At 51.3% G+C, this 24,937-nt stretch carries 30 protein-coding genes and 1 pseudogene; 12 read left to right on the forward strand and 19 right to left on the reverse strand.

The features are described 5' to 3' along the window. Positions 1–201: 201 nt before the first annotated feature. Complete coding sequence (locus tag B0F88_RS04320; protein WP_104422998.1) at positions 202–1,698, reverse strand: DHA2 family efflux MFS transporter permease subunit; 1,497 nt, start codon at positions 1,696–1,698, stop codon at positions 202–204. 73 nt (positions 1,699–1,771) lie between these two features. Continuing rightward, positions 1,772–2,788, reverse strand: coding sequence for an HlyD family secretion protein (locus B0F88_RS04325; RefSeq protein WP_104422725.1), 1,017 nt, complete (start codon positions 2,786–2,788; stop codon positions 1,772–1,774). Positions 2,789–2,859: 71 nt separating this feature from the next. Here B0F88_RS04325 and B0F88_RS04330 point away from each other — a divergent pair, with 71 nt between their 5' ends. From B0F88_RS04330 to B0F88_RS04355, 6 genes are read left to right on the forward strand one after another with little or no spacing between them, the layout of a single operon-like run. Then, positions 2,860–3,474: a TetR/AcrR family transcriptional regulator gene (locus B0F88_RS04330; protein WP_104422726.1), complete on the forward strand. Its 615-nt coding sequence runs from the start codon at positions 2,860–2,862 to the stop codon at positions 3,472–3,474. After that, positions 3,461–4,738, forward strand: coding sequence for a TolC family protein (locus B0F88_RS04335; RefSeq protein WP_104422727.1), 1,278 nt, complete (start codon positions 3,461–3,463; stop codon positions 4,736–4,738). The genes B0F88_RS04330 and B0F88_RS04335 overlap by 14 nt, the downstream gene beginning before the upstream one ends. Positions 4,739–4,778: 40 nt before the next feature. Next, complete coding sequence (locus B0F88_RS04340) at positions 4,779–5,888, forward strand: HlyD family secretion protein (protein WP_104422728.1); 1,110 nt, start codon at positions 4,779–4,781, stop codon at positions 5,886–5,888. Further along, positions 5,867–7,828: an ATP-binding cassette domain-containing protein gene (locus B0F88_RS04345; RefSeq protein ID WP_104422729.1), complete on the forward strand. Its 1,962-nt coding sequence runs from the start codon at positions 5,867–5,869 to the stop codon at positions 7,826–7,828. The genes B0F88_RS04340 and B0F88_RS04345 overlap by 22 nt, the downstream gene beginning before the upstream one ends. Beyond that, complete coding sequence (locus B0F88_RS04350) at positions 7,825–8,979, forward strand: ABC transporter permease (RefSeq protein WP_104422730.1); 1,155 nt, start codon at positions 7,825–7,827, stop codon at positions 8,977–8,979. The genes B0F88_RS04345 and B0F88_RS04350 overlap by 4 nt, the downstream gene beginning before the upstream one ends. Continuing rightward, positions 8,976–10,130, forward strand: a complete 1,155-nt coding sequence (locus B0F88_RS04355; protein WP_104422731.1) for an ABC transporter permease — start codon at positions 8,976–8,978, stop codon at positions 10,128–10,130. Before B0F88_RS04350 ends, B0F88_RS04355 begins: the two co-directional genes overlap by 4 nt. A 61-nt stretch (positions 10,131–10,191) precedes the next feature. Here B0F88_RS04355 and B0F88_RS04360 read toward each other — a convergent pair whose 3' ends face one another. Beyond that, on the reverse strand, positions 10,192–10,647 hold the full coding sequence (locus B0F88_RS04360; protein ID WP_104422999.1) for a ferritin-like domain-containing protein: 456 nt from the start codon (positions 10,645–10,647) through the stop codon (positions 10,192–10,194). A 259-nt stretch (positions 10,648–10,906) separates the two neighbouring features. On the opposite strand from B0F88_RS04360, the gene glyQ reads away from it, so the two are divergent. The 5 genes and pseudogenes from glyQ to B0F88_RS04385 all read left to right on the forward strand — a co-directional run bounded on the left by glyQ (position 10,907) and on the right by B0F88_RS04385 (position 15,783). Next, positions 10,907–11,821 carry a glycine--tRNA ligase subunit alpha gene (glyQ, locus tag B0F88_RS04365; RefSeq protein ID WP_104422732.1) on the forward strand — a complete coding sequence of 305 codons (915 nt, stop codon included), beginning with the start codon at positions 10,907–10,909 and terminating at the stop codon, positions 11,819–11,821. A 1-nt stretch (position 11,822) separates the two neighbouring features. Next, entirely contained in the window at positions 11,823–13,898 is a 2,076-nt protein-coding gene (glyS, locus tag B0F88_RS04370; protein WP_104422733.1) for a glycine--tRNA ligase subunit beta, read from the forward strand. Between the two features lie 90 nt (positions 13,899–13,988). Next, positions 13,989–14,521: pseudogene (gene gmhB / locus B0F88_RS04375) on the forward strand (D-glycero-beta-D-manno-heptose 1,7-bisphosphate 7-phosphatase). Continuing rightward, positions 14,487–15,233 carry a lysophospholipid acyltransferase family protein gene (locus B0F88_RS04380; RefSeq protein WP_104422734.1) on the forward strand — a complete coding sequence of 249 codons (747 nt, stop codon included), beginning with the start codon at positions 14,487–14,489 and terminating at the stop codon, positions 15,231–15,233. Before gmhB ends, B0F88_RS04380 begins: the two are co-directional and overlap by 35 nt. Before the next feature lie 133 nt (positions 15,234–15,366). Next, a complete protein-coding gene (locus tag B0F88_RS04385; RefSeq protein WP_104422735.1) occupies positions 15,367–15,783 on the forward strand; it encodes a hypothetical protein in 417 nt (138 codons plus the stop codon). A gap of 63 nt (positions 15,784–15,846) precedes the next feature. On the opposite strand, the gene B0F88_RS04390 is transcribed toward B0F88_RS04385, so the two are convergent. From B0F88_RS04390 to B0F88_RS04460, 15 genes are all read right to left on the reverse strand, one after another. Continuing rightward, positions 15,847–16,332 (reverse strand): YchJ family protein, encoded by a 486-nt coding sequence (locus tag B0F88_RS04390; RefSeq protein ID WP_104422736.1) that lies wholly within the window; start codon positions 16,330–16,332, stop codon positions 15,847–15,849. 520 nt (positions 16,333–16,852) lie between these two features. Next, on the reverse strand, positions 16,853–17,110 hold the full coding sequence (locus B0F88_RS04395; protein ID WP_104422737.1) for a pyocin activator PrtN family protein: 258 nt from the start codon (positions 17,108–17,110) through the stop codon (positions 16,853–16,855). 3 nt (positions 17,111–17,113) lie between these two features. Further along, positions 17,114–17,521 carry a hypothetical protein gene (locus B0F88_RS04400; protein WP_104422738.1) on the reverse strand — a complete coding sequence of 136 codons (408 nt, stop codon included), beginning with the start codon at positions 17,519–17,521 and terminating at the stop codon, positions 17,114–17,116. After that, positions 17,521–17,982, reverse strand: coding sequence for a hypothetical protein (locus B0F88_RS04405; RefSeq protein ID WP_104422739.1), 462 nt, complete (start codon positions 17,980–17,982; stop codon positions 17,521–17,523). Before B0F88_RS04405 ends, B0F88_RS04400 begins: the two co-directional genes overlap by 1 nt. A 102-nt stretch (positions 17,983–18,084) precedes the next feature. Next, positions 18,085–18,510: a M15 family metallopeptidase gene (locus B0F88_RS04410; protein WP_104422740.1), complete on the reverse strand. Its 426-nt coding sequence runs from the start codon at positions 18,508–18,510 to the stop codon at positions 18,085–18,087. After that, a complete protein-coding gene (locus tag B0F88_RS04415; RefSeq protein WP_146083311.1) occupies positions 18,507–19,058 on the reverse strand; it encodes a hypothetical protein in 552 nt (183 codons plus the stop codon). Before B0F88_RS04415 ends, B0F88_RS04410 begins: the two co-directional genes overlap by 4 nt. Positions 19,059–19,072: 14 nt before the next feature. Continuing rightward, entirely contained in the window at positions 19,073–19,309 is a 237-nt protein-coding gene (locus B0F88_RS04420; RefSeq protein ID WP_104422742.1) for a hypothetical protein, read from the reverse strand. Positions 19,310–19,311: 2 nt separating this feature from the next. After that, positions 19,312–19,545 (reverse strand): hypothetical protein, encoded by a 234-nt coding sequence (locus B0F88_RS04425; RefSeq protein ID WP_104422743.1) that lies wholly within the window; start codon positions 19,543–19,545, stop codon positions 19,312–19,314. A gap of 68 nt (positions 19,546–19,613) precedes the next feature. Then, positions 19,614–20,447, reverse strand: coding sequence for a DUF2303 family protein (locus B0F88_RS04430; protein WP_181049834.1), 834 nt, complete (start codon positions 20,445–20,447; stop codon positions 19,614–19,616). Positions 20,448–20,455: 8 nt separating this feature from the next. Next, positions 20,456–20,809 (reverse strand): hypothetical protein, encoded by a 354-nt coding sequence (locus tag B0F88_RS04435; RefSeq protein WP_146083312.1) that lies wholly within the window; start codon positions 20,807–20,809, stop codon positions 20,456–20,458. Between the two features lie 645 nt (positions 20,810–21,454). Further along, complete coding sequence (locus B0F88_RS04440) at positions 21,455–21,700, reverse strand: hypothetical protein (RefSeq protein ID WP_104422746.1); 246 nt, start codon at positions 21,698–21,700, stop codon at positions 21,455–21,457. 227 nt (positions 21,701–21,927) lie between these two features. Next, positions 21,928–22,500, reverse strand: a complete 573-nt coding sequence (locus B0F88_RS04445) for a hypothetical protein (RefSeq protein WP_104422747.1) — start codon at positions 22,498–22,500, stop codon at positions 21,928–21,930. Positions 22,501–22,536: 36 nt separating this feature from the next. Then, positions 22,537–22,863, reverse strand: coding sequence for a hypothetical protein (locus B0F88_RS04450; protein WP_104422748.1), 327 nt, complete (start codon positions 22,861–22,863; stop codon positions 22,537–22,539). A gap of 4 nt (positions 22,864–22,867) precedes the next feature. Next, positions 22,868–23,179 (reverse strand): hypothetical protein, encoded by a 312-nt coding sequence (locus B0F88_RS04455; RefSeq protein ID WP_104422749.1) that lies wholly within the window; start codon positions 23,177–23,179, stop codon positions 22,868–22,870. A gap of 91 nt (positions 23,180–23,270) precedes the next feature. Continuing rightward, positions 23,271–23,714 carry a helix-turn-helix domain-containing protein gene (locus B0F88_RS04460; RefSeq protein WP_104422750.1) on the reverse strand — a complete coding sequence of 148 codons (444 nt, stop codon included), beginning with the start codon at positions 23,712–23,714 and terminating at the stop codon, positions 23,271–23,273. Between the two features lie 36 nt (positions 23,715–23,750). Between B0F88_RS04460 and B0F88_RS04465 the strand changes: the two genes are divergently transcribed. Further along, entirely contained in the window at positions 23,751–24,038 is a 288-nt protein-coding gene (locus B0F88_RS04465; RefSeq protein ID WP_104422751.1) for a transcriptional regulator, read from the forward strand. Positions 24,039–24,105: 67 nt separating this feature from the next. Here the strand turns inward: B0F88_RS04465 and B0F88_RS04470 are convergent, their stop codons facing one another. Beyond that, complete coding sequence (locus B0F88_RS04470) at positions 24,106–24,771, reverse strand: DUF2026 family protein (protein ID WP_104422752.1); 666 nt, start codon at positions 24,769–24,771, stop codon at positions 24,106–24,108. Positions 24,772–24,937: the final 166 nt, after the last annotated feature.

Below are 24,937 nucleotides of genomic sequence, written 5' to 3' on the forward strand. Positions count from 1 at the left end.
GATTTTTTCCTCCGGGTTGCATTAAATTAATAAACAAGGCTGATCAAATGAAAATAATCTGTCATTAAATACACCACATGGTCACGCCATGCAAGGTTTTGCGCTATCGACGACAACGGGTCGATCTTTATCGTTGCTACTAACAACCGGAGTGCAGGCACCCAAAGTAGGCGCGTTAGGCGAAGCTTGCACTTCCTGACTTCACTCGTGAATTACCGCATTTCCTTTTTCCACCTTCTGTAAAAAAGGCGCAACAACCAGCGAAGCCGCGAACATAACGGCGATAACCTGGAACAGGTTATTAAAGGTCATCACTTCCGCTTCCCTCATCGCAAGCCCGGTGATTTGCTTTAACGCGGCCAGATCGGGATCGGGTAAATTCATTTGCCCCATCGACTCGGTTAATCCTTCCAGTATTTGCTGCGCCTGGTAGCTGGTTGCGGTAACCGAGTCGCGCAACACGGCATAATGCGCTTTGGTTAAATAAATCATTTGCGTATTGGCGACCGCGAGCCCGATCGCACCGCCCAAATTACGCATCAGGTTATAAAGCCCGCTGGCGTTTTTAACTTCTTCGACTGGCAACCGGCCTAAGGCCAGCGTGTTGATCGGCAGGAAGCACAGCATCAAGGCGCTGCCCCGGATAGCCTGCGGCCAGAAAAACTCCCAATAGCCGGATTCGACGGTTAAATTGCCATTCAACCACGAACCCAGCGCAAACAAGCCAAGTCCCAGGCACAGCATCCAGCGCAAATCCATTTTTTTCTCCAATGGCCCCGCGATAAACGCGGAGAGTAACTGGAATATGCCGACAACCATCAAATAGTGGCCGATTTGCAGACTGTTAAGGCCTTTAACGCTGGACAGATAAATCGGCGTCAGATAAATGATCGTATAAAGCCCCACGCCCAGTACAAAACTGTAACCGCAGCCTATCGCAAAATTGATATTGCGGAATGCGTAAAGGTCGATGATCGGGTGAGGCGTTTTTAACTCCCACACCAGCATCCCGATGCCGCTAACGACCGCAACAATACTTAACGCGACAATCAGATGATCTTCAAACCACTGCTCGCTTGCGCCTTCTTCGAGCACAAACTGCATGCTGCCCAAGAACACGGCAATCAGCGCTATGCCGACAAAATCGATTTTCTGCAGCAGCGACCAGTCCGGCCGGTCAATATCGAGGTACTTCCACACCAGGACGCAAACGATGATGCCGGGGATGACGTTGATCAAAAACAGCAATTCCCAGTTGTAGGTTTCGGTAAGATAACCGCCCAGCACCGGGCCGACGGTCGGGGCCATCGTCACAATCAAGCCGAGCACGATGCTCATGGCCGGTTGCAACCGCGGGGGGAATAATATGAAGATCACGGTAAAGGTCATCGGGATCATCGCGCCGCCGACAAAGCCCTGCAAACAGCGGAACGCGATCATCGACGGCAGGTTCCAGGCGAATGCGCAAAGCAGGCTGGCCAGCGTGAATCCGCCCGCCGAGATGACGAATAAATAGCGGGTCGAAAACACCCGGCCCAGCCAACCCGACAACGGAATAACGATGACTTCGGCGATCAGGTAAGAAGTCTGCACCCAGGCGATTTCATCCTTGGTCGCGGACAGCCCGGCCTGGATTTTCTGCAAGGAACTGGCGACGATCTGGATGTCCAGCACCGCCATGAACACGCCAATCGCCATGCTGAAAAAACCGATCCAATGACCCAGGGTCAATGGCGCTTCGGCATCCTGCTGCTCCGTCTTTACCACGGGCTTAATGCACTTTGACTTTAACTTCAGCCGACAAGCCCGGTCGCAGCAGCTGGATGTTCTCGGACGCGTCGAAGACTATCTTGACCGGCACCCGGCGCACAATCTTGGTGAAGTTGCCGGTGGCGTTTTCCTCGGGCAGGATGCTGAATTCGGAACCGCTGGCCGGTGAAAAACTGTCCACTTTACCGGTCAATTCAAGGTCGGGATAGGCGTCCACTTTAATCGTGACCGGCTGCCCCAAGCGCATGTGTTCGAGTTGCGTCTCCTTAAAATTCGCCTCCACCCAAATTTTGCTGTTTTGCACCAGAGAGGCCAACGCAACGCCGGGGCGGACCAACTGCCCAAGCTGCACGCCGCGATTGCCGATGATGCCGTCTACCGGCGCTTTGATCTGGGTATGTTCCAGGTCGATTTTCGCCAGGCTCAATTGCGCCTTGGCGTTTTCCAGCCGCGCTTCGGTTTCGGTGATTTCAATATCGAGCGTCGCTAGTTGGGTATGTTCCGCGTTGGCTGCGGATTGCGAGCCTCTGAGTTCGGCTGCGGCCTGTTTGGACTCCGATTCAACCTTATCCAGGGATTGCCTGGCCGCCGATCCCCTGTCAATCAGGTTCTGAAAGCGTTCCAGATCTTTCTGAATATGCTCCCGCCTGGCCTGCACCGCCGCTATGTTGGCGCCCGCGGTTTCGACATGCGCCCGCTGGGAGGCTTTCATCGCCCGCAAACGCTGGATATGCGCTATTTCCGCGCTGACATTGGCCTCGGCCTGAATGACTCTGGCCTGATAATCTCGGTCGTCAATCATCACCAGTACGTCGTTTTGCTTGACCGCCTGATTGTCGTTGACGGCTATCTGCGTCACATAACCCTGCACCCTGGGACTGATCAGTACGATGTTGCTTTGCAAATAGGCATCATCGGTGGTTTCGTATTGCCGGCGATCCAGCAGCCAGTAGCCTGTTCCTGCGACCAAAGGAAGGGCTATCAATAAAATCAGTAAAACAGAACGGAAACTGCGCATAAACGACCTTGATAAACTAAACGGTTTAGTTTAGTCTAACTTATCATTTGGCATTACGCAAAAATAAAACAATGACTTCAGAACCCATCGATCCTAAGCGGCAAGCCATCCTTGATGGCGCGACCCGCATGTTTCTGGCGCACGGCTACCGCAACGCGAGCATGGAAAAAATCGCCCAGGCCGCACCGGTTTCCAAGGCGACGCTGTACAACCATTTCGACAGTAAAAGCGCCCTGCTCTCGGCGGTCATTTCCGACCGTTGCAGATCTTTACTGCAAACCATGACCCAGGTCACTATCGAACCGGATGATGTCGAAAACAACCTGACCCAAATCGCGACATCCGCCGTGGACTTGATTTTCTCCGAAGACGCCCTGGCCATTTACCGGCTGGTGGTGGCGGAAAGCCCGGATTTCCCGGAACTGGGCCAACTGTTTTATCAAAGCGGGCCGCAAGCCGGACTGACGCAGCTGGAAAATTATTTTCGGCGCTTGAATGCCACCGGAGATTTCAGCATTATTGATCCTGTATTTGCGGCAGACGCGTTTTTCAGCATGTTGAAAGGCGACCTGCATTTGCGTTGCCTGTTGTCGAAAACGCTGCGGCCTTCCGCCGACGAAAAAAAACGCCTGATCTCACAGGTCATTGCTTTTTATATGCGGGGAATACTCCATGCCAAGCCATAACCATTATTTAATCGGCGCGTTACTGCTTCTTGCCGCCACCGCGGCTAATGCGGAAACGCTGGAAGACGCCTGGAGCAGCGCCATTAACAACAACCACCAGATCAAAGCGGCGAAAGCCGACACCAGCGCCTCCGAACAGCAGCTGCATTCGGCGGAGGGCCAGCGCTTGCCCGACCTCAACGTCAGCAGCAGCTATACCCAGCTCAGCGAAACGCCGGCAGCCAAAACACAGATCAGCGGGCAAACGACGACGTTCAACATGTCCCAGCCCGGCAGCGTCAAGGCCCAGGCGATGGCCTCGGTGCCGATTTTTACCAGCGGACGCATCAGTCACACTATTAATGCCGCCGAAGCCTCATTACAGGCGGTTCAATCCAATGAGACCACCTCGGTATTAAACATCAAAATGCAGGTGGCGGAAGCCTATATCGCGGTATTGCGCATGGAAAGCGCCTTGCAGGTAGCCCTTAGCCATGTCGATGCGCTGGAGCTGCACATGAAGGATGTGAACAATCTGTTCGATCAAGGCATGGTCGCGCGCAACGACGTATTGACCGTCAATGTGGAATTGGCCAACGCCCGGCAGCTGGTCGTGCAGGCGAGCAATCAACTGGACATTGCCAAGGCCCGCTATAACCAGTTGCTGGACCGGAATCTTGCCGACGAGGTTAAGCTGGCCCATCAATTCCCTGAAACGCCTCAGGGAACCTTAAACGAGCTGAGCGGCAACGCATTAAAACAGCGTCCCGAACTGGTCACGCTGGCCCAGCAAATAGAGTCGCTGGAGCAACAGGCGCAGAGTGTAAAAGCCGCGCTGTTGCCGCAGGTCGCCGTCAATGGCGGTTACCAATACCAGGAAAACCGCTATCAGGCCTTTGAAGGCATGTGGACGGCCAATGTCGGAATGGATTGGAAAATCTTTGACGGCAGTTCAGGCCATCGCAGCGATGCGCTTACCCGGCAGGCGATTTCGTTAAAAGAACAACGCGACGACTTGTCCAGCATGATCGGCTTGCAGGTAAGACAGGCCTGGCTGGATATTCAGGAAACGCAAAAGCGCATAGCCGTGGCTCAGCAGGCCATAGCACAAGCCGATGAAAACATGAAAGTCACCGCCGACCGCTACCAGCAGGGCTTGTCCACCAATACCGACGTGCTCAAGGCGGAAGATTTGCGCACCACCAGTCATGGCAATTTCAATAATGCCAATTATGATGCGACACTAGCGGCGCTGCATTTGCGGCGCGCGTTAGGTATTTTGTAACACCGGGGTTCTTGAAATCAGGCTGGCAGGCACATCGAATATGGAAAATAAAAACCGAACATCCGTTGTCATTGCGCTGCTGACCGGCGTGTTGCTGATCGCGCCGGCCGTCTGGTGGCTGGCATGGCGCGAACCGCCTTTCCCCGAGGGGCTGGTTCAGGCCAATGGCCGCATCGAGGGCGATCATTACACCGCAGCCGGCAAATGGTCCGGGCGCGTCACCGAATTGCTGGCCCGGGAAGGCGATCAGGTCGAAAAAGGACAGGCTCTGGTCACACTGGATGATGTCCAGACCCGCGCCCGACTAGATCAGGCCAAATCGGGCGTGGATGCGATTAAAGCAAAACTCACGGCCGCCCGGACCTCGCTGTCAGTGTTCAAGAAAAATGTCCCGTTAAAGATAGAAACGGCTAAAGCGGGGCTTACCCATGCCAATGCAAGCCGGGTTTCCGCCGATGCGACTGAAGAACAGGAACGCAAGGATGCCGAGCGCTTTCGCGAACTGTTAAAAAGACAGACGGTAGAACAACATCGCAGCGAACAGGCCGAGCTAAGCTGGAAAGTGGCGCGCGCCCAACACACCACGACTCAAACCGCCGTCACCCAGGCGGAAAAACTGCTGGCCGAAGCGAGTCTGGGTTGGGAGCAGGTTAAAGCGCAGGAGGATGAAGTCGCGGCGCTGGAAGCTCAGGTGACGCAGGCGGAAGCCGCGCTGGCCGAGGCGCAAAGCGTGCTGGATGATCTTGTTGTCCGAGCCCCTGCAAGCGGCATGATAACCACCCGTATCGTCGATGCCGGCGAAGTGGTCGCGGCCGGCAGTCCGCTGTTCGATATTGTCGATCTGGATCGTCTGTATCTGAAAGTCTATGTGCCGGAAAAAGAAATCGGCAAGGTTCGCCTGGGGCTGCCCGCCCGGATTTATACCGACGCATTTCCTGACCGGCCTTTCCCCGCGACGCTGCGTTATATCGCTTCCCAGGCGGAATTCACGCCTAAAGAGGTGCAAACGCCCGATGAACGGGTCAAACTGGTGTACGCCGTCAAACTTTATCTGGATGAAAACCCGGATCACCGCTTGACTCCCGGTCTGCCCGCCGACGCGGTGATACGCTGGCAGGAGAATGCGCCATGGGCGAAACCGCGCTGGTAAAAGAACCTGTCATCAAAATACAGGGATTTTGCAAAAGCTATAAAAAACAGCCCGCCGTAAAAGGGATAGACCTGAGCGTCGAGCGCGGCGAAATTTACGGACTGATCGGGCCGGACGGCTCCGGCAAAAGCAGCCTGATGAAAGCGATTGCCGGGGTGCTGTCCTTTGAACAAGGCGAGTTGGAAGTATTCGGCATCAAGGTTGATTCCGAATCGGCTGCCGAGCTTATAAAGGCCCGGTTGGGATTCATGCCCCAGGGGCTGGGGCTCAATCTCTACGCTGACTTGTCGGTAGAGGAAAATATCGACTTCTTCGCGCAACTGCGCCAGGTAACGCCCGCCCAACTTGACCAGCGCAAACGGAAACTGCTCGGCATCACCCGGCTGGACAAGTTTCGCGACCGGCCGATGAAAAATCTCTCCGGCGGCATGAAGCAAAAACTGGGTCTGGTCTGCACGCTGATTCATGAACCCGAACTGATCATCCTTGATGAACCCACGACCGGGGTCGATCCGGTTTCGCGCGGCGACTTCTGGGCCATACTGGCCGAACTGCTGCGCGAACAGGGCGTTACGGCCCTGGTTGCGACCGCATATATGGATGAAGCGGCCCGTTTCCATCGACTTTCCTTGATGTATGACGGGCACATACTGGCCGCAGGGGAACCGGAATTCATTTGCCGTCAGGCGCAAGGAAGTCTGGTGGAGCTGTCGGCCGAACCGCAGATTCAGGCGCTGGACCAACTTAAAAATCATTATTCGCAGGTCGAAGCCATCGGCTCCCGCTTGCGGGTTTTTATCGATAATCAATCTTCGGATCAGGCGGCAAAAACCGTCTCCAACTTGCTGGTTGGCGTCGATATTAAAGCCATTCACGCGTCCCAACCCGAGCTGGAAGATGCTTTTATCGCCTTGTTGCGCAGGCAGCGGCTGTCCGAGCAGAAGACAAACTCGCATACCGTTCCCCGCTTCGATAAGCCCTTGCTTGAAAATCAGGGCATCGCTATTGCGGCGCGGCAATTAACCCGCGATTTCGGCCGGTTTCGCGCGGTCGATCAAATCGATTTCACGGTTCGGCAGGGCGAGATATTCGGCCTGCTCGGAGCCAACGGCGCAGGCAAGACGACCGCGATTAAAATGCTGACCGGCATACTGCCGCCGACCGGCGGCGAGGGCCAGGTTGCGGGCGCCGATATGCGCTATGCCGGGCAGACCATCAAGGAGCGCATCGGTTATATGTCGCAGGCGTTTTCCCTTTATCTGGACCTGACGGTGATCGAGAACATCCGGCTTTATGCCCGCATTTACGGCGTCAACAGAGACATCATCAAGCAGCGCATAGCCTGGGTCATCGATATTGCCGGGTTAACCGATGTCACCGGACAGATGACAGCCGGTCTGCCGATGGGCATCCGCCAACGGCTGGCATTGGGTTGCGCGTTGGTCCACCAGCCCGGCGTGCTTTTTCTGGATGAGCCCACCTCAGGCGTCGATCCTGTCGGGCGACGCCGTTTCTGGGATATTCTGGTGCATCTTGCCCGCGTGGAACAGGTCGCTATTTTGGTGACGACGCATTACATGAGCGAGGCCGAGCATTGCGATCATCTGGCGCTGATGTATGCGGGCCGGGTCATAAGCGATGAGTCGCCGACAAACATGATCCAGTCCTTGCAACAGGAGGCGGGACAATTGCTTGAAATCACCACCGACCGTCCGCTGGAAACGCTGGCTTTGCTTAAACAGGCCGGGTTCAACGGCGCCGCTTTATTCGGCAAACATATCCATCTGCTGGCGCTGGATATTGCAGCCGCGGAAAAACAGATTCGCGCGTTGCTGGATCGGCAGGCTATCCGGCTGATTGATTCAACGATCCACGCACCTACGCTGGAGGATGTTTTTGTTTACCGGGTTCTGGCCCTGGAAAATAAGGAGCGGTTATGAACTTAAGCCGGGTCTGGGCGGTGGCCTATAAAGAATGGCGTGAAGTTTTGCGCGACCGGCTGTTTTTCACCATGGCTTTTGTGCTGCCTTTATGCATCTTTCTGGTGCTGGGCTGGGGAATTTCCTTCGACGTGGAAAAGATCCCGTTCGCCGTACTCGATCAGGATAGGACGGCGATGAGCCGGGACTTTCTGCACCGGTTTATCGACTCCCGTTATTTCAACTACAAAGGCGATGTCCGCAGCGAACGCGAATTCGACGCGCTGCTCGCGCATAGCGACATACGCTTTGCGATTGTCATCCCGCCCAAATTTCAGGAGCGTCTGCTGGCCGGACAATCGACATCGGTGCAAAGCCTTATCGATGGCGTTTTCCCTTACCGGGGACAGGTAACCCGAAGTTATGTATCGGGTATTATCGCCAATTTTAATCGTCAGTCTTTGGCCGGTTATTTAACCGGCGCCCGGGGCCTTTCCCAGGAACAAGCCCTTAGCCGGGTAGCCCCCGTGTTGCTTGAACCCCGTTATTTGTACAACCAGGCCCTGCGCAGTCAGTGGTCTATGGCGTCAGGATTGATGATGCTGGTGTTGATGGTGACGCCGCCGTTTCTTACCGCGTTGGGCGTGGTGCGGGAAAAGGAAAACGGCTCCATTTACAATATTTACGCCTCCACTATCAGCCGCAGCGAATTTATTCTGGGTAAATTCCTGCCTTATCTGCTGATTTCCTGCTTGAACATTCTTGTTCTCTGGTGGGTGGTCATGAACGTGTTCGGCACCCCATTCAAGGGCGACCCGCTGTTTTATTATGCCGCGTCGGTGATTTATGTGATCTGTACGGCCGGTGTCGGCCTGCTGGTATCGTTGCTGGTTCAAACCCAGGTTGCCGCGATAACGCTGACGATGGTGATTTCCTTTGTTCCGGCTATGCTGTACTCGGGTCTGCTGGTGCCTATTGAATCAATGGAGCCGGGAACCCGATTCGAGGCGCATTTGTTCCCGACGCTTTATTATCTGCGTATCTCATGGGGCAGTTTTCTTAAAGGATTGGGCTGGGCCGAACTTTGGTTCGAGGTGGCCGCGCTAATGCTCTACGCGGTTATCCTGTGGGTTGTCGGTTACCTTAATTTCCACAAAAGGCCGAGGCGATGAACAGCAACCGTTTCCTGTTATGGTGGGACCGCGTGATAGCCATGACCGTTAAAGAGCTGAAACAGCTTTTCCGCGATCCGGTCCTGCTTGCGATCATTGTTTATTTTTTTACCGCCGACGTCTATCTCGCAGGCGAAGGCATCAAGCTGAATCTTCACAACGCATCGGTGATGGTCATCGATCACGATCATAGCGCCGCGTCCCGTGAATTGATTTACCGCTTTCGCCCGCCTTATTTTGATTTGAAGGGGGAAATTTCCGGCAAGAAAGAAGCTGAAAATTTGTTAAATAAAGGAAAAGTCCTGGCTGTACTGGATATACCGGAACATTTCCAACGGAACCTGTTGCGGGGAAAGCAAGTCGCTGTTCAATTGCAGGTGGATACCAGCGATACGGTACTGGGCACACTGGCAACCTCGTATGCAGCGCAAATTACCGCGGACTTCGGCCAGGACTTTGCGATGCAAGAGCTTGGGCCGGTCACCGGGCAGACGGATAACCTGCCCGTTATTGAGGACCGGCACCGAGTGCTGTACAACCCCAACCAGATTGACGGCTGGTTTATGTCGATCTCGGAGCTGTTGACCGTGATCACGATACTGTCGATGCTGCTGCCCGCTGCCGCTGCGGTTCGGGAAAAGGAGCGCGGAACCATTGAGCAGCTCGCGGTGTCTCCGCTGACGCCGTTACAGATTCTGCTGCCCAAAGTCATCGCGATGAGTCTGGTGATTCTTCTGGGCACTGCGGTATGTTTATTTCTGATTATCATCCCGGCTTTCCATTTGCCGGTTAAAGGCAGCATCCCGCTGTTCTTTGCGGTAACGGCTTTGTATGTATTCGCCACCTCGGGGATAGGTTTGTTCATAGCCACCGCCAGCCGTACCTTGGGCCAGGTGACGATGCTGGTGGTTTTACTGATGATGCCGATATTGCTGCTTTCCGGCGTATGGACGCCGCCGGAAGCCATGCCGCAAGGTCTGCGCTGGGCCATGACTTTTTCACCGTTGTATTACTTGACCGAAATGAGCTATGCCATTTTGCTCAAAGGAGCGGACATGTATATTTTGAAGGATTTGCTGTTGGGTTTAACGCTATTGGGCATTGCCTTCTTCAGTTTCGGCGTGTGGCGTTTCCGGCGGCAGTTTGGATAATCCGCGTGAGAGAGAAGTACGCAGATAAATTACGTGATGCGCACTTCTCCGCCGATCGGCCTTACGGGTTAAAGGGCTGAACATCGCCCGGCTTACGCAGCATTTTATTCACTTCGTCAAGATGCAGTTCTTCCCCGACAATCATGTCTCTGGCATATTCCTCCAGCAACACTGAAACGCCCTCGGACGCTTTCAGCAGTTCAAAATAGGCCGCTATCGCCGTTTTTTCGTGCTCCAGACTTTCCCTTAGAATATCGCCAATATCGTGCTTGGCCGTTTCCAATAATGGGCCGATCTTCAGCGAAGGATGTCCACCCAATAAGGTCACCAGCTCGCCCGCTTTATGCGCATGGGCGAGGCTCTCGTCAGCATTGCCCTTAAGCCAGGAAACAATCGGAATGCGGTTATAGCCGTACACCATCAGAGAGTAATGCGTGTAGCGAACAACCCCCGCCAATTCAAGCTCCATAATTTTATTAAGAATGTCTACAGCCTGTTGCTTTTGTTGATCGTTCATATCGATTCCCCTTTTGTTGAAAAAAATACGCCGCCTAATCATCAAAGCCCTGATAGCGATGTACACGACACCGCTTATCCTTGATATTCGAGTATAAACCTATCTATTTCGGATAGATAAGCAATCCTGCAAAATCGGCAATACTACTTAGTACAAACGCTTGCAGGATTCGCAGGCATAAATCCCCAATCTAACGGTATGCCTGATACCGCCTTTTCAGTTATAATCCCCCATTTTTATTGCCCAAGAGCATTAAACCGTGTCCAGCATAAACAACGACTTATCTACTTTTCAGGGACTCATCCTGGCCTTACAGAAATACTGGTCAGATCAAGGTTGTATTTTATTGCAGCCGCTGGATCAGGAAGTGGGCGCAGGGACGTTTCATCCCGCCACATTCTTGCGCGCCATAGGCCCCGAGCCTTGGAATGCAGCCTATGTGCAGCCTTCGCGCAGACCGACCGACGGCCGCTTTGGCGAAAACCCCAACCGCCTGCAACATTACTACCAGTTCCAGGTGGTGTTAAAACCGTCGCCGGACAATATCCAGGAACTGTACCTGGGTTCGTTACGCCATTTAGGCCTGGATTTGCTCGAACACGACGTGCGCTTCGTCGAAGACAATTGGGAATCGCCCACTCTCGGCGCATGGGGCTTGGGCTGGGAAGTCTGGCTGAACGGCATGGAAGTGACCCAGTTCACCTACTTCCAGCAAGTCGGCGGCCTTGAATGCAGGCCGATCACCGGCGAAATCACTTACGGCCTGGAGCGCATCGCGATGTACCTGCAGGGCGTTAAAAGCGTTTACGACCTGGTCTGGACTAACGGCCCGTTCGGCACGGTCACTTACGGCGACGTGTTCCATCAAAACGAAGTGGAAATGTCCGCTTACAACTTCGAACACGCCAACGTCGAGTTCATGTTCGAGTGTTTCAACACCTACGAGCAGGAATGCACCAAGCTGATCGAATTGAACTTGCCGCTACCGGCCTATGAAATGGTGCTGAAAGCCTCGCATGCGTTCAATCTGCTGGATGCGCGCCACGCCATTTCAGTGACCGAGCGCCAACGCTATCTGTTAAGAGTCAGGAATTTGGCCAAGTCCGTTGCCGAAGCCTATTACCAACGCCGTGAATCGCTAGGGTTTCCGATGTTAACCGAGCAGGGAGCATAACATGAGCAAACATTTACTATTCGAGCTGGGTTCGGAAGAACTGCCGCCCAAGACCTTGTTAAAACTGAGCAATGCCCTGTTGAATAACATCATCCAGGGGCTTAACGCCGCCGAGTTAAGCTTTACCGGCAGCAAGGCTTACGCAACCCCCAGACGTCTGGCCGTTTTCATCGAAAACCTAGCTAGCGCGCAACCGGACAAAACCGTAGAAAAGCGCGGCCCTGCGCTGCAAGCGGCTTTTGCGCCCGACGGCACCCCCAGCAAAGCGGCTTTAGGCTTTGCGCTCAGCTGCGGCACTACTTTCGACCAACTGGAACGCCTGAAAACCGACAAGGGCGAATGGCTCAGCTTTACTCAAGCCGTCAAAGGCCAAGCGACGGAAAGCCTGATTCCCGACATCATCCGCCAGAGCATCGCCGGATTGCCGATTGCCAAGCGCATGCGCTGGGGCAGCTTCACTACCGAGTTCGTCAGACCCGTCCACTGGGCCGTCCTGCTTTTCGGCGACAACGTCATCGACACCGAAATTCTGGGCCTCAAAACCGGCGCGGCTACACAAGGCCACCGCTTTCACGCGCCGCAAAAAATCACCCTGACCAAGCCGGAAGACTACGCCGATGCCTTGTACAAACAAGGCCATGTCATTGCCGATTTTGAGCAACGGAAAACCATCATCCGCGACGCGGCGCAGAAAGCCGCCGCCGCAGTGAACGGTATTGCGCACATCGAGGACGATTTGCTCGAAGAAATCGCCGCCTTGAACGAATGGCCGGTGCCGATTACCGGGACTTTCGACCCGCGCTACCTGGAACTGCCGCCGGAAGTGCTGATCACCACAATGCAAACCAACCAAAAATATTTTCCGGTTAAAAATGCCGAAGGCGGTTTGCTGGCGAACTTTATTACCTTCAGCAATATCGAAAGCAGCAACCCCAAGTCCATACAACAGGGTAATGAGCGCGTGGTGACCCCGCGCCTTTCCGATGCGGAATTTTTCTGGAACCAGGACCGGAAAAAGATGCTGGAAGATCGAGTGGAAAGCCTGTCCAGCGTTATTTTCCAGGAGAATTTGGGCACGGTTTACGACAAAACCATGCGGGTTAAAAACCTCGCGAAATTCATTGCCGGACACCTGGGCGCCGATGTTGAACTGGCCGAACGCGCCGCGTTGTTGGCCAAAACCGACCTGATGACCGAAATGGTCGGCGAATTCGGCAACCTGCAAGGCATTATGGGACGCTACTATGCGCTGGCGGAGCATGAACCGAAATCGGTCGCGCTGGCGATTGAAGAACAGTATTTCCCCAAACAATCAGGCAGTCCGACTGCCGGCAGCACAATCGGGCAAATTCTGGCGATTGCCGAAAAAATAGACACCCTGGTCGGCATTTTTGCGGTCGGCCTAATCCCTACCGGCGACAAAGACCCTTATGCATTGCGCCGCGCCGCATTAGGCATCCTCCGCACCATCATAGAGAACAAGCTCAACATCAACATTGTCGAATTAACCGAATTCGCCAGCGCCCAGATCAAAACCGTTTCCGGGCAAACCCGCGATCAAGCCGAAACGGCCGACCGGGTGATCGATTTCATTTTCGACCGCTTGAAAGGCTATTGCCTCGACCACGGCTACACAGCCGATGAATTCGACGCCGTCCTTACCGTGATTCCGGCGGAACCTTTGGATTTCATGCAGCGTTTGCAGGCGGTTAAAGCCTTCAGGCAACTGCCGGAAGCCGAAAGCCTGGCCGCGGCGAATAAACGCATCCGCAATATCCTGAAAAAGTCGGACACCCAACCGGCAGCCAGCGTCGGCGCATTGGTCGAAGCGCAAGAAAAACAGTTATTGCAAGCCGCACTGCAATCCGAAAGCGACATTCAACCGCTGCTGGCGCAACGCAATTACCAAGCCACGCTTAACCGCCTGGCCGGTTTGCGCAATGACGTCGATGCGTTTTTCGATCATGTGATGGTGATGACCGACGATCTCGACTTGCGCGCCAACAGGCTGGCATTGCTGAACCTGTTGTCCGAGCAGTTTTTGACTTGTGCCGACATTTCCAAATTGCAATCGTAAATGAACAGATCACATGATTCATCGTTCCCGCGCTCCGGCATGGGAACGCGGATGCTACCGCTCCAGCGGTGCGGGAACACACGATAAATCATGCCCGAAAACCGCTACGTGTTACTGGATCGTGACGGCGTCATTAACCGCGACTCCGATGATTTCATAAAATCCCCGGAAGAGTGGCTGCCGATTGAAGGCCGTCTTGAGGCCATTGCGCTATTCAACGAGCATAACTATAAAGTCGTGGTGGTCACTAACCAGTCCGGCGTAGCCCGCGGCTTGTTCGATACCGCCACGCTGGAAAAAATCCATGCAAAAATGCAACGCATGGCTGCTGAAAAAGGCGGAAAAATCGATGCGATCTATTTCTGCCCGCACGGGCCGGACGACGGCTGCAACTGCCGCAAACCCAAGCCGGGATTGCTTGAAGCATTTGCAGCCGAGCACCATGCCAGCTTAACCGGTATGGCGGTTATCGGCGATTCGCTCCGCGACCTGCAATCGGCGCCAGCCCGATACCGGTCAAAACCGGCAAGGGCCGCAAAACCCTGAACGAAAACCCTAATCTCAACATCCCCGTTTTTGAGAACTTATATGACGCAGCAAAATTCATCACAACCAGACAATAGACCTAAAAACTATATAGGCTCGGCGCTGTTATTTGTCGGAATCTTCTCGACCGCTACCATTGCCGGGCTATTGATTCTGTTGACCACGCCGTTTCCGTTTGTAATCCGCTACAACATCTCAAAGGCCTGGTGTACGGTTGTGTTATGGATGTCCAAGGCTTTTTGCGGTCTCCGTTATGAAGTCGAAGGACTCGAGCGGATTAATCCGCAACAAGCTGTGATTGTGTTAAGCAATCATCAATCCGCATGGGAAACGCTGGCGTTACGGCATATTCTTCCGATGCAAAGCGTTTTATTGAAACGCTCGTTGCTGATGTTCCCGATTTGGGGCTGGGCGCTCGGCGTCGTCAAGTCCATCGCCATAGACAGGAACAACCAGCGCGCCGCATTGCGCATCTTGCTGGAAAAGGGGGCGCTTTATTTAAGCCAGGGTTTATGGATAGTTATTTTCCCTGAAGGCACCCGGACCGCAGCGGGCGAAGTCAGAAAGTTCAGTGCAGGCGGGGCCATGCTGGCGCAAAAAACCGGCGTTCCGGTCATGCCGCTCGCGCATAACGCCGGCGATTTTTGGCCGCGCTACAGCTTTTTAAAATATCCCGGCGTCATCAAGGTAAAAATCGGTCCGCTGATAGCGACTAAGGGACGCAAAGCCGCCGACATCAACGCCGACGCGGAAGCCTGGATAGCTCAGGCAATTAAGGAGATGGATTAATTGCAGGCCAATGGCGAAAGACAAAGGGCAAACGCTCTCTTTTGCCCTTTGCCCTTTGCCTTTCGCCTTTTACTCTTCACATATGCGTATAATGCCGCACATTGCATTTCAATTTAATAATGGTAACGCTCACATGAAAAAACTACTGCTCATTTCCCTATCGGCATTATTGCTCCCTGCCTGCGCAGATAAAACCCAATACGAACAGACTGTACTGGAGCAAATGCAGCTGGAAAAAGACATTAAGGATTACAAGCTGTCCCCCGAACGCATGGCTAAATGCGTTGTTGAGACAACTTCAAAAAACATGCCCGGCATTTTTGTTCTGGACCCCAAGCGCTTGACCGCTTACCGCAACTATACAAGAATGTTGATGCTGTCATCGTCTCAAGACCCTAAAAAAACCCTTGAAGAACTGCGTACTGAGTTCGGCTCGCCAAAAGAACTCGCAGACGCTCATTCAAACTATACCGAAAGCCTGATGGACTGTTTAGCCGTCCTGATTGCGGAATCGGAAGAAACTATAGAGCCTGCAAAAGAAGCAAAATAACGCTGTTGTCGTTCGGCAACGCAACCGGCGGCGGCCTCTTTCCGGCCGCCGCCGACATAAACATCATCCAGCCCCGCAACAGCGCTTAAATTTCTTGCCGCTACCGCATGAACACGGCGCATTCTTGCCCTGATTGGTCTGTAATCCGACCTTGCCGATGGACTTAACCAGCCCGTCCAGATAAAGCCAGCCGCCCGCCCGTTTAACAAACTGGCTGATTTCATTCATCACGTACTCTTCGCCATCCTGCGAATAATACGCCTTAAACTCCACCACGCCTTTCGTATCCTTGGCTCCGCCTTTTTTAGTGTTGCCGATTTCCAGACGTCGCCACTCGACTTTTTCCTTGGAAAAGTCGATCGACTCCGGGCGCACAGTGGCATCCCAAGTCTCCAGCAAATACTCGGCGTTATGCAGGGCGTAAGCGGTAAAGCGCGAGCGCATCAAGGCTTCGGCAGTTAGCGGCTTTTTTTCGCCGGAATGAAATAAACCGCAGCATTGGGCGTATGCAACGCCCGAGCCGCAACGACAGAAGGCGGGGGTATCCAACAGAAATTCCTTGTTAAAATTTTGGCTTATTTTACCTTGATTCCTGTTTATTTGCTTAGCCGCGGATTTTCACAGACAAACGCTGATGTTGATGCGGCATAACTATTTATGGCTTGTTTTTTCACCATGAAGGGCATGAAGATAATGAAGGGACGAGAAGTTACCCGTTCATACCATAAGGAGCGCAATCTTCATGGTCTTCATGGTAAAAATAAATGACAATTTCTGTAATCAGCCCTCATTTTGCGCCGGCTCCATCTGATATTGCAAAGAACCCATCCATCTGGGCTTAACTGCATAAAAATGTCCATAGGTTATAATGCTCAACCGTTACGTTCGCGCCCATCGCTAACCCTTAACCAGCCCCCGATAACACATTGATCTCTGACAAAATTAAAGCCCATCATCCCAGCAGAAAATTCTGCATTGCGCCGATGCTCGATTGGATACATTGTTTAATTTAAGCATTAAATAACAACATCTTATATGATTTATATTATGCATGTAGGACATATGTAGGTCAGCCGTTCATTTTTTGCCATTGCTCAAGCGCCTTTTCGCGCTGGGCGTCGATAAGGTTGGCTAGGTCTTCAACGTGGACCATAAACGCGGATTTCTGCGTTCCACAGCGAAACGTCGGCACGGGCAATCTGTTTAGGTTGGCCCGTTTTGCAGCCTCCGGCGGCTTTAAGCCGAAATATTTCTCGCAAACCTTGTCAAGCTCAACGCTGGCCGTTGAGTATTCGGCCATCAGTGCAAAAAATGTTGATGTCTTCATTCTTCACGCCTTGATTTTAAGTTTTGGTTGATGGTGTTCTGGCAATTCTCGTAATTTTCGGCGTATGGGGTCTATTTTAAAGTCAACGGTGCATTGTCTTCTTAGTAAGTTTATCCGTCCATCGCCTTCAGTAATCCAGGCGGGTGGGGCTGATTGTTGATAATTATTGCCATTTTTCGAGGTACGCACGACCAAAGCGATTTCTGAAATATTACCCGTGGTAACTCGGTGGATAGGGTACGGCAATTGCTGTTCAAGCCAGTGTAGCCATTTGTACACCGAATCCGGCTCCGATTGGGTATCTGCAAAAATTGCGCAGTCTGGCATATCGATCTCGCCGTGTGCGGCCATTGGCGCTAATGTCGAACTTTGAACGCCAGCGCCCAGGCTTAATACGCGTATCGGATTCATCAGTAGCTCACTGCAATCGGATATTCCGATATGCTGTTGCTGAATCTGGATAGTTCTGGGCGTAGTTGTTGCGGTTCGCATTCATTACGCACGGGAACATGAACGCGTTTTGATTTTCCGGTGCCGGTGAATTTATGAGCGGGCCTAATACCAATGTGTATTTTCGAAATGGCGCTGCTGTCGAGGCGAGCCATTGGCTGTTTATATGTCCCAACGGGGGCGCGATCGGCTGCAACAAAGACCATCGATTTGAGGTTATTAAGTCGTAGCCATTCCAGAACGGCCAATCTCGGGTAGATTAGCTTGCCTTTTGGCCCCGGCCTGGAGGGTTTTGGAAAGCCCCATTTGTCACGAATGGTGACAAATCCGACTTTTGCCAGTGAGCAGCCTGCCATTTTGGCTATGTCCTCACGGGTAACTTCGGTTTCCGGGTCTATCGGTGCTGTAATTACTTTGCTCATGCTGCGGCCTGCTGTTGGTTGCTCATCAGTTGTTGCGCCAGTTCTTCGCTTAGGCGTTGTTTTGATTTCCAGGGCGTTGGTTTATTGGGTTTCATCAGCGAATTACTCCGGCAGGCGGGATAATTGAAAGTGCATGCCGTCCGGCATTGACCAGTTGCCGCCCCAATCGAAGTCAGCGTCGGTGAAGCAGGCGACCAATTCCTTCGGCATAGTTGGTTTTTTCCCATAGCCGTTCCAGGCGGCGTTTATGTCAATAGCTACACCCCACGAATGCAATGACGGTGTTGTGCCCTGCGCTTTTTTGCGGATGTTGAAGCAGCCGTCAAAGGTTTTTAGCTGCTGGATCAGTCCGCGGTCGATGATATTGGCAAATGCCCGCTCTAACGGCGGGATGATGTCTCTGTTGCAATATAAACGTTTAGGGATTGCGCCGATCTCAAGGTGGTGCGGTACATCCCATAGTGTCATTGCGGCTTCTTTTTCGGCTGGTCCGTATTTTGCAAGGCAGGTTTTGTGTGAGACGGTCATGTTGATTTTCCTATTGGAGATTTGTTAATTCTGGTGAAGGGGAACTCGGATACGCGGGTCTCCAGTTTCTCCCGATCGTTCTTATGATTTATTAATTGCAACTCCATTTTATTAATTTGCTCTTCGAGTTCTGCTATCCTACTGGTAAGTCCTATTATTTTGCAGTCGGCGGTATTCTTGGCCCAGGCGATGACTGTGTTTATGTCGGTTGAAAACGTATTGTCATACATTATGTAGCCGTCGTGTGTGACGTTCGGCCAGCCCGGCATTTCGCATTGCTTTTCGATGATGTCGGCGCCGTTGTAGGTATAGACTATTACCGATGCCGTAAACGTGTCAGGCGACTGAATAAGTTTGCGTAGCATCGCTGGATCGGCATCCATTTCGCGCAGATAGCGGCTAAGGTCTTCATTGTTCAGGCTATGGATGCGTTTTTTTATGGTTCCATCGAGTCCGATTACGATAATGTTGTGGAAATAGGCCGATCCGATGCAGATGCCTTCTTCAGTGACCTGGACGATGTGCGCTATGCGGTAATGCTCTTTCATGTTTTTCCAGCCCACTAGATCACCTCCACTCTGGACAGCGCTATATAGTTATGGATGCCCTTTAGCCAGATAATTGGCGTCGATTTCATTAACAGCATAGCCGGCGCCGATGTCGGCGCTTTGGTTACAACGCCGAGGCTGTTGGATACTTGTACTAATGTGCCTACGGGGTGCTTTAGGTTCCACTCATCAACCGTGTTTTTTCCGTGCGTGATGGTTTCTGACGTGTCGCGTGGTGTTATTTTGCACATAATTATTGCTCCGGGTTGTTGTGGTCGCCGGGATCATGCAAGTACGCCGAATTATCGAACTGCGAGTTATCTGGAGCGCAAACAACATCGATAACTGTGGCTATTAATGCAGATATAACAACGGTGAGTCCTATTATGCACAGCCAGGTTTCTATTTTTTCTCGTTTGTTTTCTGACTGCTCTTGCTCAAGGTATCTGCGATGCAAATGGATTTGATCAAACATGAATATTTTCATGGTGTCGCCTCGTGATGTAAAAATATCCGGGTTGCATGGCGCATTTCTGCGCCATGGTTAGGTTCCAGTTATGATTGATACTCCATATTGCCGATATAGATGCTGATACCATCAACAGTAATGCTGCTTTGGATCTTGTCGCGGAATTGCTCGGCGATTTTTTCTTGATGTTGCGCCAGCTGAACGATGCGATATTTCAGAAACACTTCTTTTGTGTCTGGCATGGCACGAAGTTGGCAGTCGAAAACGACTTTTTCAAAGCCGTCGTGGGGGATGGTTTTGAAGAGAAACCCGGCAGGCGGTTGCTCTGCCCCGGCAGTGACTTCGATTGACTCCATTGCGGAGCGATTTGCGGCAAAGTTGCCGACTTCGGTTTCCGATGTGTTCGTTGCGGAAGTTTTTAGTTTGCGCAAGGTTCTGATGGTGGATTTGAAATCTGCAATATTTTGATCGCTAGATCCGTAGTAAAAAGACACGTTATCTTGCCAATCTTCGGCAAAATCGATAAAGCTTTGCTGGTTCATCCGTTCGTCGTGAAGGCGGATTAACGCGGCATAGGCGGGTGTTCTATCCAGAGCTACGTTGGCTTTATGCTTGCCCCAGTTGGGCGCTTCGTGACTGCCCATATCGATAATGGCCGCCGCCGTCATTTTGTTCTGATCGATAAATACACCAGTATCCGAGGTGGCATTTCCGTCTATGTAGCCGACGAATTCGGACAATACGGCGGTTCTGAATGTTCCGCGAAACTGATCAGGATTCGGCAACAGCCGTTCCAGATTTTCGACCGAGTAGTCTTTTGGAATAACGATAGCGGTTATGGGTGGGTGTTGGCTTATTTCATGTTGCGCCGCTTTGGCCGCAGATAGACCTGCGATTGCTTCTATTGCTGATTTGTCCATTGACATTGTTAGCCGCCTATTTTGGTTACGTTGCCGCGCTTTTCAGACTCTTTAAAAAGATCGTCTTGTGTTTGCGGGCTGATGGTTAAATAGCCGAGGTTGTCGGCGTACATTGGGGTTGAGGTGGTGTTTTCCTCACTGGTTTTTCCGTTTTTGGTCGGCCTGGAAAATTTCAGCGTATGTTTTATTTGCACGCTGCTGCTGTCGCCGATCCGATCAAGGTCGAGCGTGATGCTGACTTGGCCTTTTTTGCCTGTGGCGATTACGCCCATGGCTACTTGCTTTAGGGCTTCGTGGGTTTTTTGGGCAAATATCCCGGCGTCTAGTTCGCCGAGTGTTTCGTCTAAGGTTGGTTTTGCCATTGTGGCTCTCCGGTTGGTTTTAAAAAGGTGCGCATGGGGCGCATCCAGTGGTTTAAAGGGTTTAAAGCCGCGTCCGTGCGACTGATGTTGTTGGCGTTTCCGCATCTTTGCCCGGCTTGAGACGAGTTGGGCTGCTCGTATTTGTTAATGCTGTGCAGGCCGGGCGTTAATCCGGCTCGACGGACTGTTTAAATCGCAGCTTCCCGTCCGGTCAAGGATAGGTAAGACCAGCATCGGCCCCGTCTAGGCTTTTGGGATATGATCCCCGTTCCCATGTGTTTCTACTTTCAACACCGCTGCACAATAGTGGGCACTGATGGATAACCGGCCATTGGCCGCCATTGGCCGTTCTGAATTTAACCTTTTAAATCCAGTACCCACTATTGTTGCCTCTCCTTACTGTCCCAGGGAGAGGCGTCTGGTTGCACCGGTAACCACACCGGTTGATGCTTGTCTTTCCAGCATGTCAGTGCGCTGGTTTATTGACTGGTCCTGTTCGGGACGGCTACACTCTCGGTCTATCCGGTTTTGGAGTCCGGCAACTCATCTTTCTCGGCGATTTCTCGCTGTCGAAATTCGGTTAAGCGGTGGTCTCAAAAAATGCCCTGTTGCCAGGGCGAGGTAGAGGCCGCTGCTTGGTAAATCTTATGTTGCACTCGGGCGTGCTGCTTTTAATATCTCGTTTGCGTACTGCATGGCTTTCTCAAACCGCCTATTACAACGGGCGTAAGCGCGTTGTATGAGGTTTGATAAGCGCCAGCAAAATTCCTGTCCATCATCTTCGTGCTTTAGCTCTAACTGAATCAGTTTGAAATGCAACTTATTTGCCTGATGGAGTAGTGCAGATGATTGATCAAATGATTGTTGGTTTTTGTCTAATGTTGTGGTCATGGTCGGCCCCCTTTTTTTTGTTGTTTTTAATGTCGGGCAACTAAAAGATTTTGCCTGGCCTACTTGGCTACTTGACTGGAACACACAATAACAACTTGTTACTTTGAAGTCAATAACAAATTGTTATTTATTTTTTGTAAGGCACAAAAAAACCTGCATGCGCAGGTTTAATTAAGTGTCGGGGGTTATGTATAGGGTTGTTGCTTAATATTGTTTATTGGGTAGACTTACCTGGAAAATTTACCATTTGCGGGGTTAAAAACTAAGTTTCCCCAAGAGGTAGAGTTACTTAGTAGGGGGTAATCTGGATGTGTTTTTATTAATTCAGACTCAAACAATATAGGGATTTTATGTTCAATGAAAATTGGCAATGGTCTTCTTGGCCTTTGTTCTATTTGTGGGTCTTTGGGTATTGTTAGGTCTATATAGCGTTTATACAGCAACTCAGTTATATCCTCGTCCGAGGCGTTGCCAATCACGATCAATTTAGTGTATTCCTTTGTAATATCACGCCATTTTGCGGTCAACTTATTCATGGCATCTTCATCCGTGATGCCGAACTTTATCTCAGGAATATACTCAAAACCCAAGGCTTTGCAGATGTGCCGTTGGTCAGTCATGGATAAATGCGAATATAGTCCTAAAAAGGCGATACGCGGTAACTGAAAGCCTTTGGCTCTGGGTTTAAATGAGTGCTTAATGGATTTAAAGTCAATATCATCAATTGATCTCGATAAAAAAGCGCCGTCATTAAAATCCAGCCGGCACATTCTCTGATAATGGCTATCTTGATCTTCCATTAGAGTTAAAAGTACAAATATTGGTAGTTGGTAGCTCTAGGATAAATTACGCGCATGACTAATAATCGCTTCTGCTGCGGCGATGAGTACATTGCTGAAATGTGTATCGTAAAATCGAAGTTCTGTTTTTGTTGGGCTCATAGTTGATTGGTTTACGCCGTATTTCAATCCTGATGGCGTGAAGGCCCAGTATTTTTTTATTTCACCGCTGCCGGTCGAGGATAGATAGGTTAGTTGCTCAACTAGCCCAGCTATACTTAAAGCCTTGAATAAGGTTGCTGAGTCCATTGGGCTACCAGTACTATCAAGTAGGTGTTTCGCTGGGCTTGTAAGGTTTTGTTGGTTGATTTTGTCGAAGTCCATTCACTTACCCCGGCATACCCGCGCTATCGCAGTCGGCTTGTTGTGTTTGCTTCCATTTTTGATAATTGGCTTCATCCTTCGCTTGCAGGTAGGCAGCTGTAACCATGCCCGCTTGTACGCAAATATCTATTGCTGTTCCGTTACGCTTGGCGATTCCGTATTGTGTCACCGCATCATTAGCGACCTGGTTGGTAATTTCTTGCATGTTACTCGCCGCTTGGTTTTCAATGCCGCCTCCCCAAAAATACCAGACTGCTGCCGCAGCACATATAATGCTAAAGATGAATTGTGATGCGCTGCTCTTTTGTTCGGCCATGATGGCTCCTTATGCTTAAGTTTATAGTTTTTAACTCTGTAGGTGATTACTTACGCCGTAGTTGATGCGCTATTTTTTCTTTTGTTCATCATCACGTCCCTTTTGATGTTTTTGGTAAGGCGTCGTAAGATCCTTTTTTCTCTCTAATGATTTGCTGAGTGCGCGTGTCAACATGCGCTTTAAAAATTGCCTTTTCTACATCTGGCAATTCCGATATATCAAGGCAATCCATGTCACTTGGACGGGGGCGCATTGGCCCTCTACCGGTCAGTAGCCATTCTACACAGCAGCCCATTTCTGAGGATATAACAATGGCTTGGTTCATAGTGGGCAAGCGATCACCGTTCCACCAGTAGGTTACTGCGGGACCTGTAACTCCTAGGCGTTTACCTACGTCTTCACGCCGATCCTGTGCCCATCCTTTTTCATTCATTAATCGCCTGAAGCGATGGGAGAATTCAATAAGTAGTGCTTCTTTGTCAGTCATGCTTACAGCATGACCGATACGCGAGTAACAATCAGTTTTTAAAATCATTTGACCGCCAAGTAACAAACTGTTATTGTCTCGCCCATGGATAAACTTATTTTATTTTTTGGCGGACGTGTTGAAGCGGCTAATGCAATCGGGGTCAGTCCCAGCTACATCAGCATGATTAAGAGTGGCAAACGAAAATGTTCGCCAGCTCTGGCCGTGCTCGTAGATAACATAACCAACGGCAAAGTCTCTAAGCAAGAATTGCGCCCAGACATTTGGTCTCCGTCCATAGATAGCGGCGCCTTCCTGAAAAAAGAAGGCGTTGAATCAACCCAATCAAACACAGATACCGCTCAGGCATCCGGGCAGAATGCGCTCCGATGACCGCCGCGGTGTAAATACTAATACTTAAGTGAGTTTACCTATGAACACGATAATTTACGCCAGCGGTTCACCAGACCCCCTTGAATTTTTTGGAAGAAAGGAACGCCGGTTTCGCGTTCCCATGTTGGTCTTCCAAGCCGATTTGAGCCATAGGTTTCGAGGGTTTTCTGTACCAATTGGTGCATATGTCGATGAGATCAACGTATGCCTGCAAGGATCGAAAACCGGCAATCTTTTCGAGGGTGAGCATGTCGTTAGGAAGACAGTAGAACGCACCTTGCGATTGAAGTTCAAGCAGGGACAGCGCGGATTTCGACAATGGCTTTTGAAACATCAGTCGTGGACACGGCTGGTGCCCAAGGGAGGCAACGATTTCAGGGAATACCAACGAGGAAAAATCAAGGAACCAACCATTCGCCTCAACCCAGCAGTGAAAGTTGGTTTTGTCGATGGCGACGAAATCTTCTTCCGGGGTTGCAAACGCAATGGCTTCTGCCCCGGTAAGGTTAAAGGCGGCAGTGCCAACAACGGCTCTCGCTTTTAGCTTGTAATGTCGATTGAGGATTGATTCGCCGATGATTCCAAAAAATAAGCAACTGGCTGTTATGTTCGCATTCTCTGCGATAAGGATTCCGAGAATTGATTGTGAGATTCTCTCGAAATCACGTAATGGTACAGGAGGTGTTTTAGATGGGGTCATATTCAAAGCACGGGTTTTATAGGTGTAGGTCATGGTTTTTCTAGGTCTTAGGTTTAAGGGGTTGTTAGGTGGGGCGGTCATTTCTTATACGTCATGTAATGAGGTCGCTGGTTTGATCTTTGGCAAAAGAGCAATTTTTTATTATCCGCCTGGTTGTAAGAAGGGGTGGACGTTAAAAAGGATAGTAGTTGTTTCATTG

Source organism: Methylobacter tundripaludum, from assembly GCF_002934365.1.
In the GTDB taxonomy this organism is placed as follows: domain Bacteria; phylum Pseudomonadota; class Gammaproteobacteria; order Methylococcales; family Methylomonadaceae; genus Methylobacter_A; species Methylobacter_A tundripaludum_A.

Coding starts and splice junctions, on each gene's coding strand:
- B0F88_RS04470 (WP_104422752.1), bottom strand. CDS start 24,771: ATGACCTACACCTATAAAACCCGTGCTTTGAATATGACCCCATCTAAA.
- B0F88_RS04350 (WP_104422730.1), top strand. CDS start 7,825: ATGAACTTAAGCCGGGTCTGGGCGGTGGCCTATAAAGAATGGCGTGAA.
- B0F88_RS04425 (WP_104422743.1), bottom strand. CDS start 19,545: ATGAAAATATTCATGTTTGATCAAATCCATTTGCATCGCAGATACCTT.
- B0F88_RS04420 (WP_104422742.1), bottom strand. CDS start 19,309: ATGTGCAAAATAACACCACGCGACACGTCAGAAACCATCACGCACGGA.
- B0F88_RS04340 (WP_104422728.1), top strand. CDS start 4,779: ATGGAAAATAAAAACCGAACATCCGTTGTCATTGCGCTGCTGACCGGC.
- B0F88_RS04445 (WP_104422747.1), bottom strand. CDS start 22,500: ATGGAAGATCAAGATAGCCATTATCAGAGAATGTGCCGGCTGGATTTT.
- B0F88_RS04430 (WP_181049834.1), bottom strand. CDS start 20,447: ATGGACAAATCAGCAATAGAAGCAATCGCAGGTCTATCTGCGGCCAAA.
- B0F88_RS04345 (WP_104422729.1), top strand. CDS start 5,867: ATGGGCGAAACCGCGCTGGTAAAAGAACCTGTCATCAAAATACAGGGA.
- B0F88_RS04395 (WP_104422737.1), bottom strand. CDS start 17,110: ATGAAGACATCAACATTTTTTGCACTGATGGCCGAATACTCAACGGCC.
- B0F88_RS04335 (WP_104422727.1), top strand. CDS start 3,461: ATGCCAAGCCATAACCATTATTTAATCGGCGCGTTACTGCTTCTTGCC.
- B0F88_RS04465 (WP_104422751.1), top strand. CDS start 23,751: ATGGATAAACTTATTTTATTTTTTGGCGGACGTGTTGAAGCGGCTAAT.
- B0F88_RS04455 (WP_104422749.1), bottom strand. CDS start 23,179: ATGGCCGAACAAAAGAGCAGCGCATCACAATTCATCTTTAGCATTATA.
- B0F88_RS04355 (WP_104422731.1), top strand. CDS start 8,976: ATGAACAGCAACCGTTTCCTGTTATGGTGGGACCGCGTGATAGCCATG.
- B0F88_RS04325 (WP_104422725.1), bottom strand. CDS start 2,788: ATGCGCAGTTTCCGTTCTGTTTTACTGATTTTATTGATAGCCCTTCCT.
- B0F88_RS04380 (WP_104422734.1), top strand. CDS start 14,487: ATGACGCAGCAAAATTCATCACAACCAGACAATAGACCTAAAAACTAT.
- B0F88_RS04360 (WP_104422999.1), bottom strand. CDS start 10,647: ATGAACGATCAACAAAAGCAACAGGCTGTAGACATTCTTAATAAAATT.
- B0F88_RS04320 (WP_104422998.1), bottom strand. CDS start 1,698: ATGGCGATTGGCGTGTTCATGGCGGTGCTGGACATCCAGATCGTCGCC.
- B0F88_RS04385 (WP_104422735.1), top strand. CDS start 15,367: ATGAAAAAACTACTGCTCATTTCCCTATCGGCATTATTGCTCCCTGCC.
- B0F88_RS04460 (WP_104422750.1), bottom strand. CDS start 23,714: ATGATTTTAAAAACTGATTGTTACTCGCGTATCGGTCATGCTGTAAGC.
- B0F88_RS04440 (WP_104422746.1), bottom strand. CDS start 21,700: ATGACCACAACATTAGACAAAAACCAACAATCATTTGATCAATCATCT.
- B0F88_RS04330 (WP_104422726.1), top strand. CDS start 2,860: ATGACTTCAGAACCCATCGATCCTAAGCGGCAAGCCATCCTTGATGGC.
- B0F88_RS04410 (WP_104422740.1), bottom strand. CDS start 18,510: ATGACCGTCTCACACAAAACCTGCCTTGCAAAATACGGACCAGCCGAA.
- B0F88_RS04405 (WP_104422739.1), bottom strand. CDS start 17,982: ATGAGCAAAGTAATTACAGCACCGATAGACCCGGAAACCGAAGTTACC.
- B0F88_RS04415 (WP_146083311.1), bottom strand. CDS start 19,058: ATGAAAGAGCATTACCGCATAGCGCACATCGTCCAGGTCACTGAAGAA.
- B0F88_RS04450 (WP_104422748.1), bottom strand. CDS start 22,863: ATGGACTTCGACAAAATCAACCAACAAAACCTTACAAGCCCAGCGAAA.
- B0F88_RS04435 (WP_146083312.1), bottom strand. CDS start 20,809: ATGGCAAAACCAACCTTAGACGAAACACTCGGCGAACTAGACGCCGGG.
- glyS (WP_104422733.1), top strand. CDS start 11,823: ATGAGCAAACATTTACTATTCGAGCTGGGTTCGGAAGAACTGCCGCCC.
- B0F88_RS04400 (WP_104422738.1), bottom strand. CDS start 17,521: ATGAATCCGATACGCGTATTAAGCCTGGGCGCTGGCGTTCAAAGTTCG.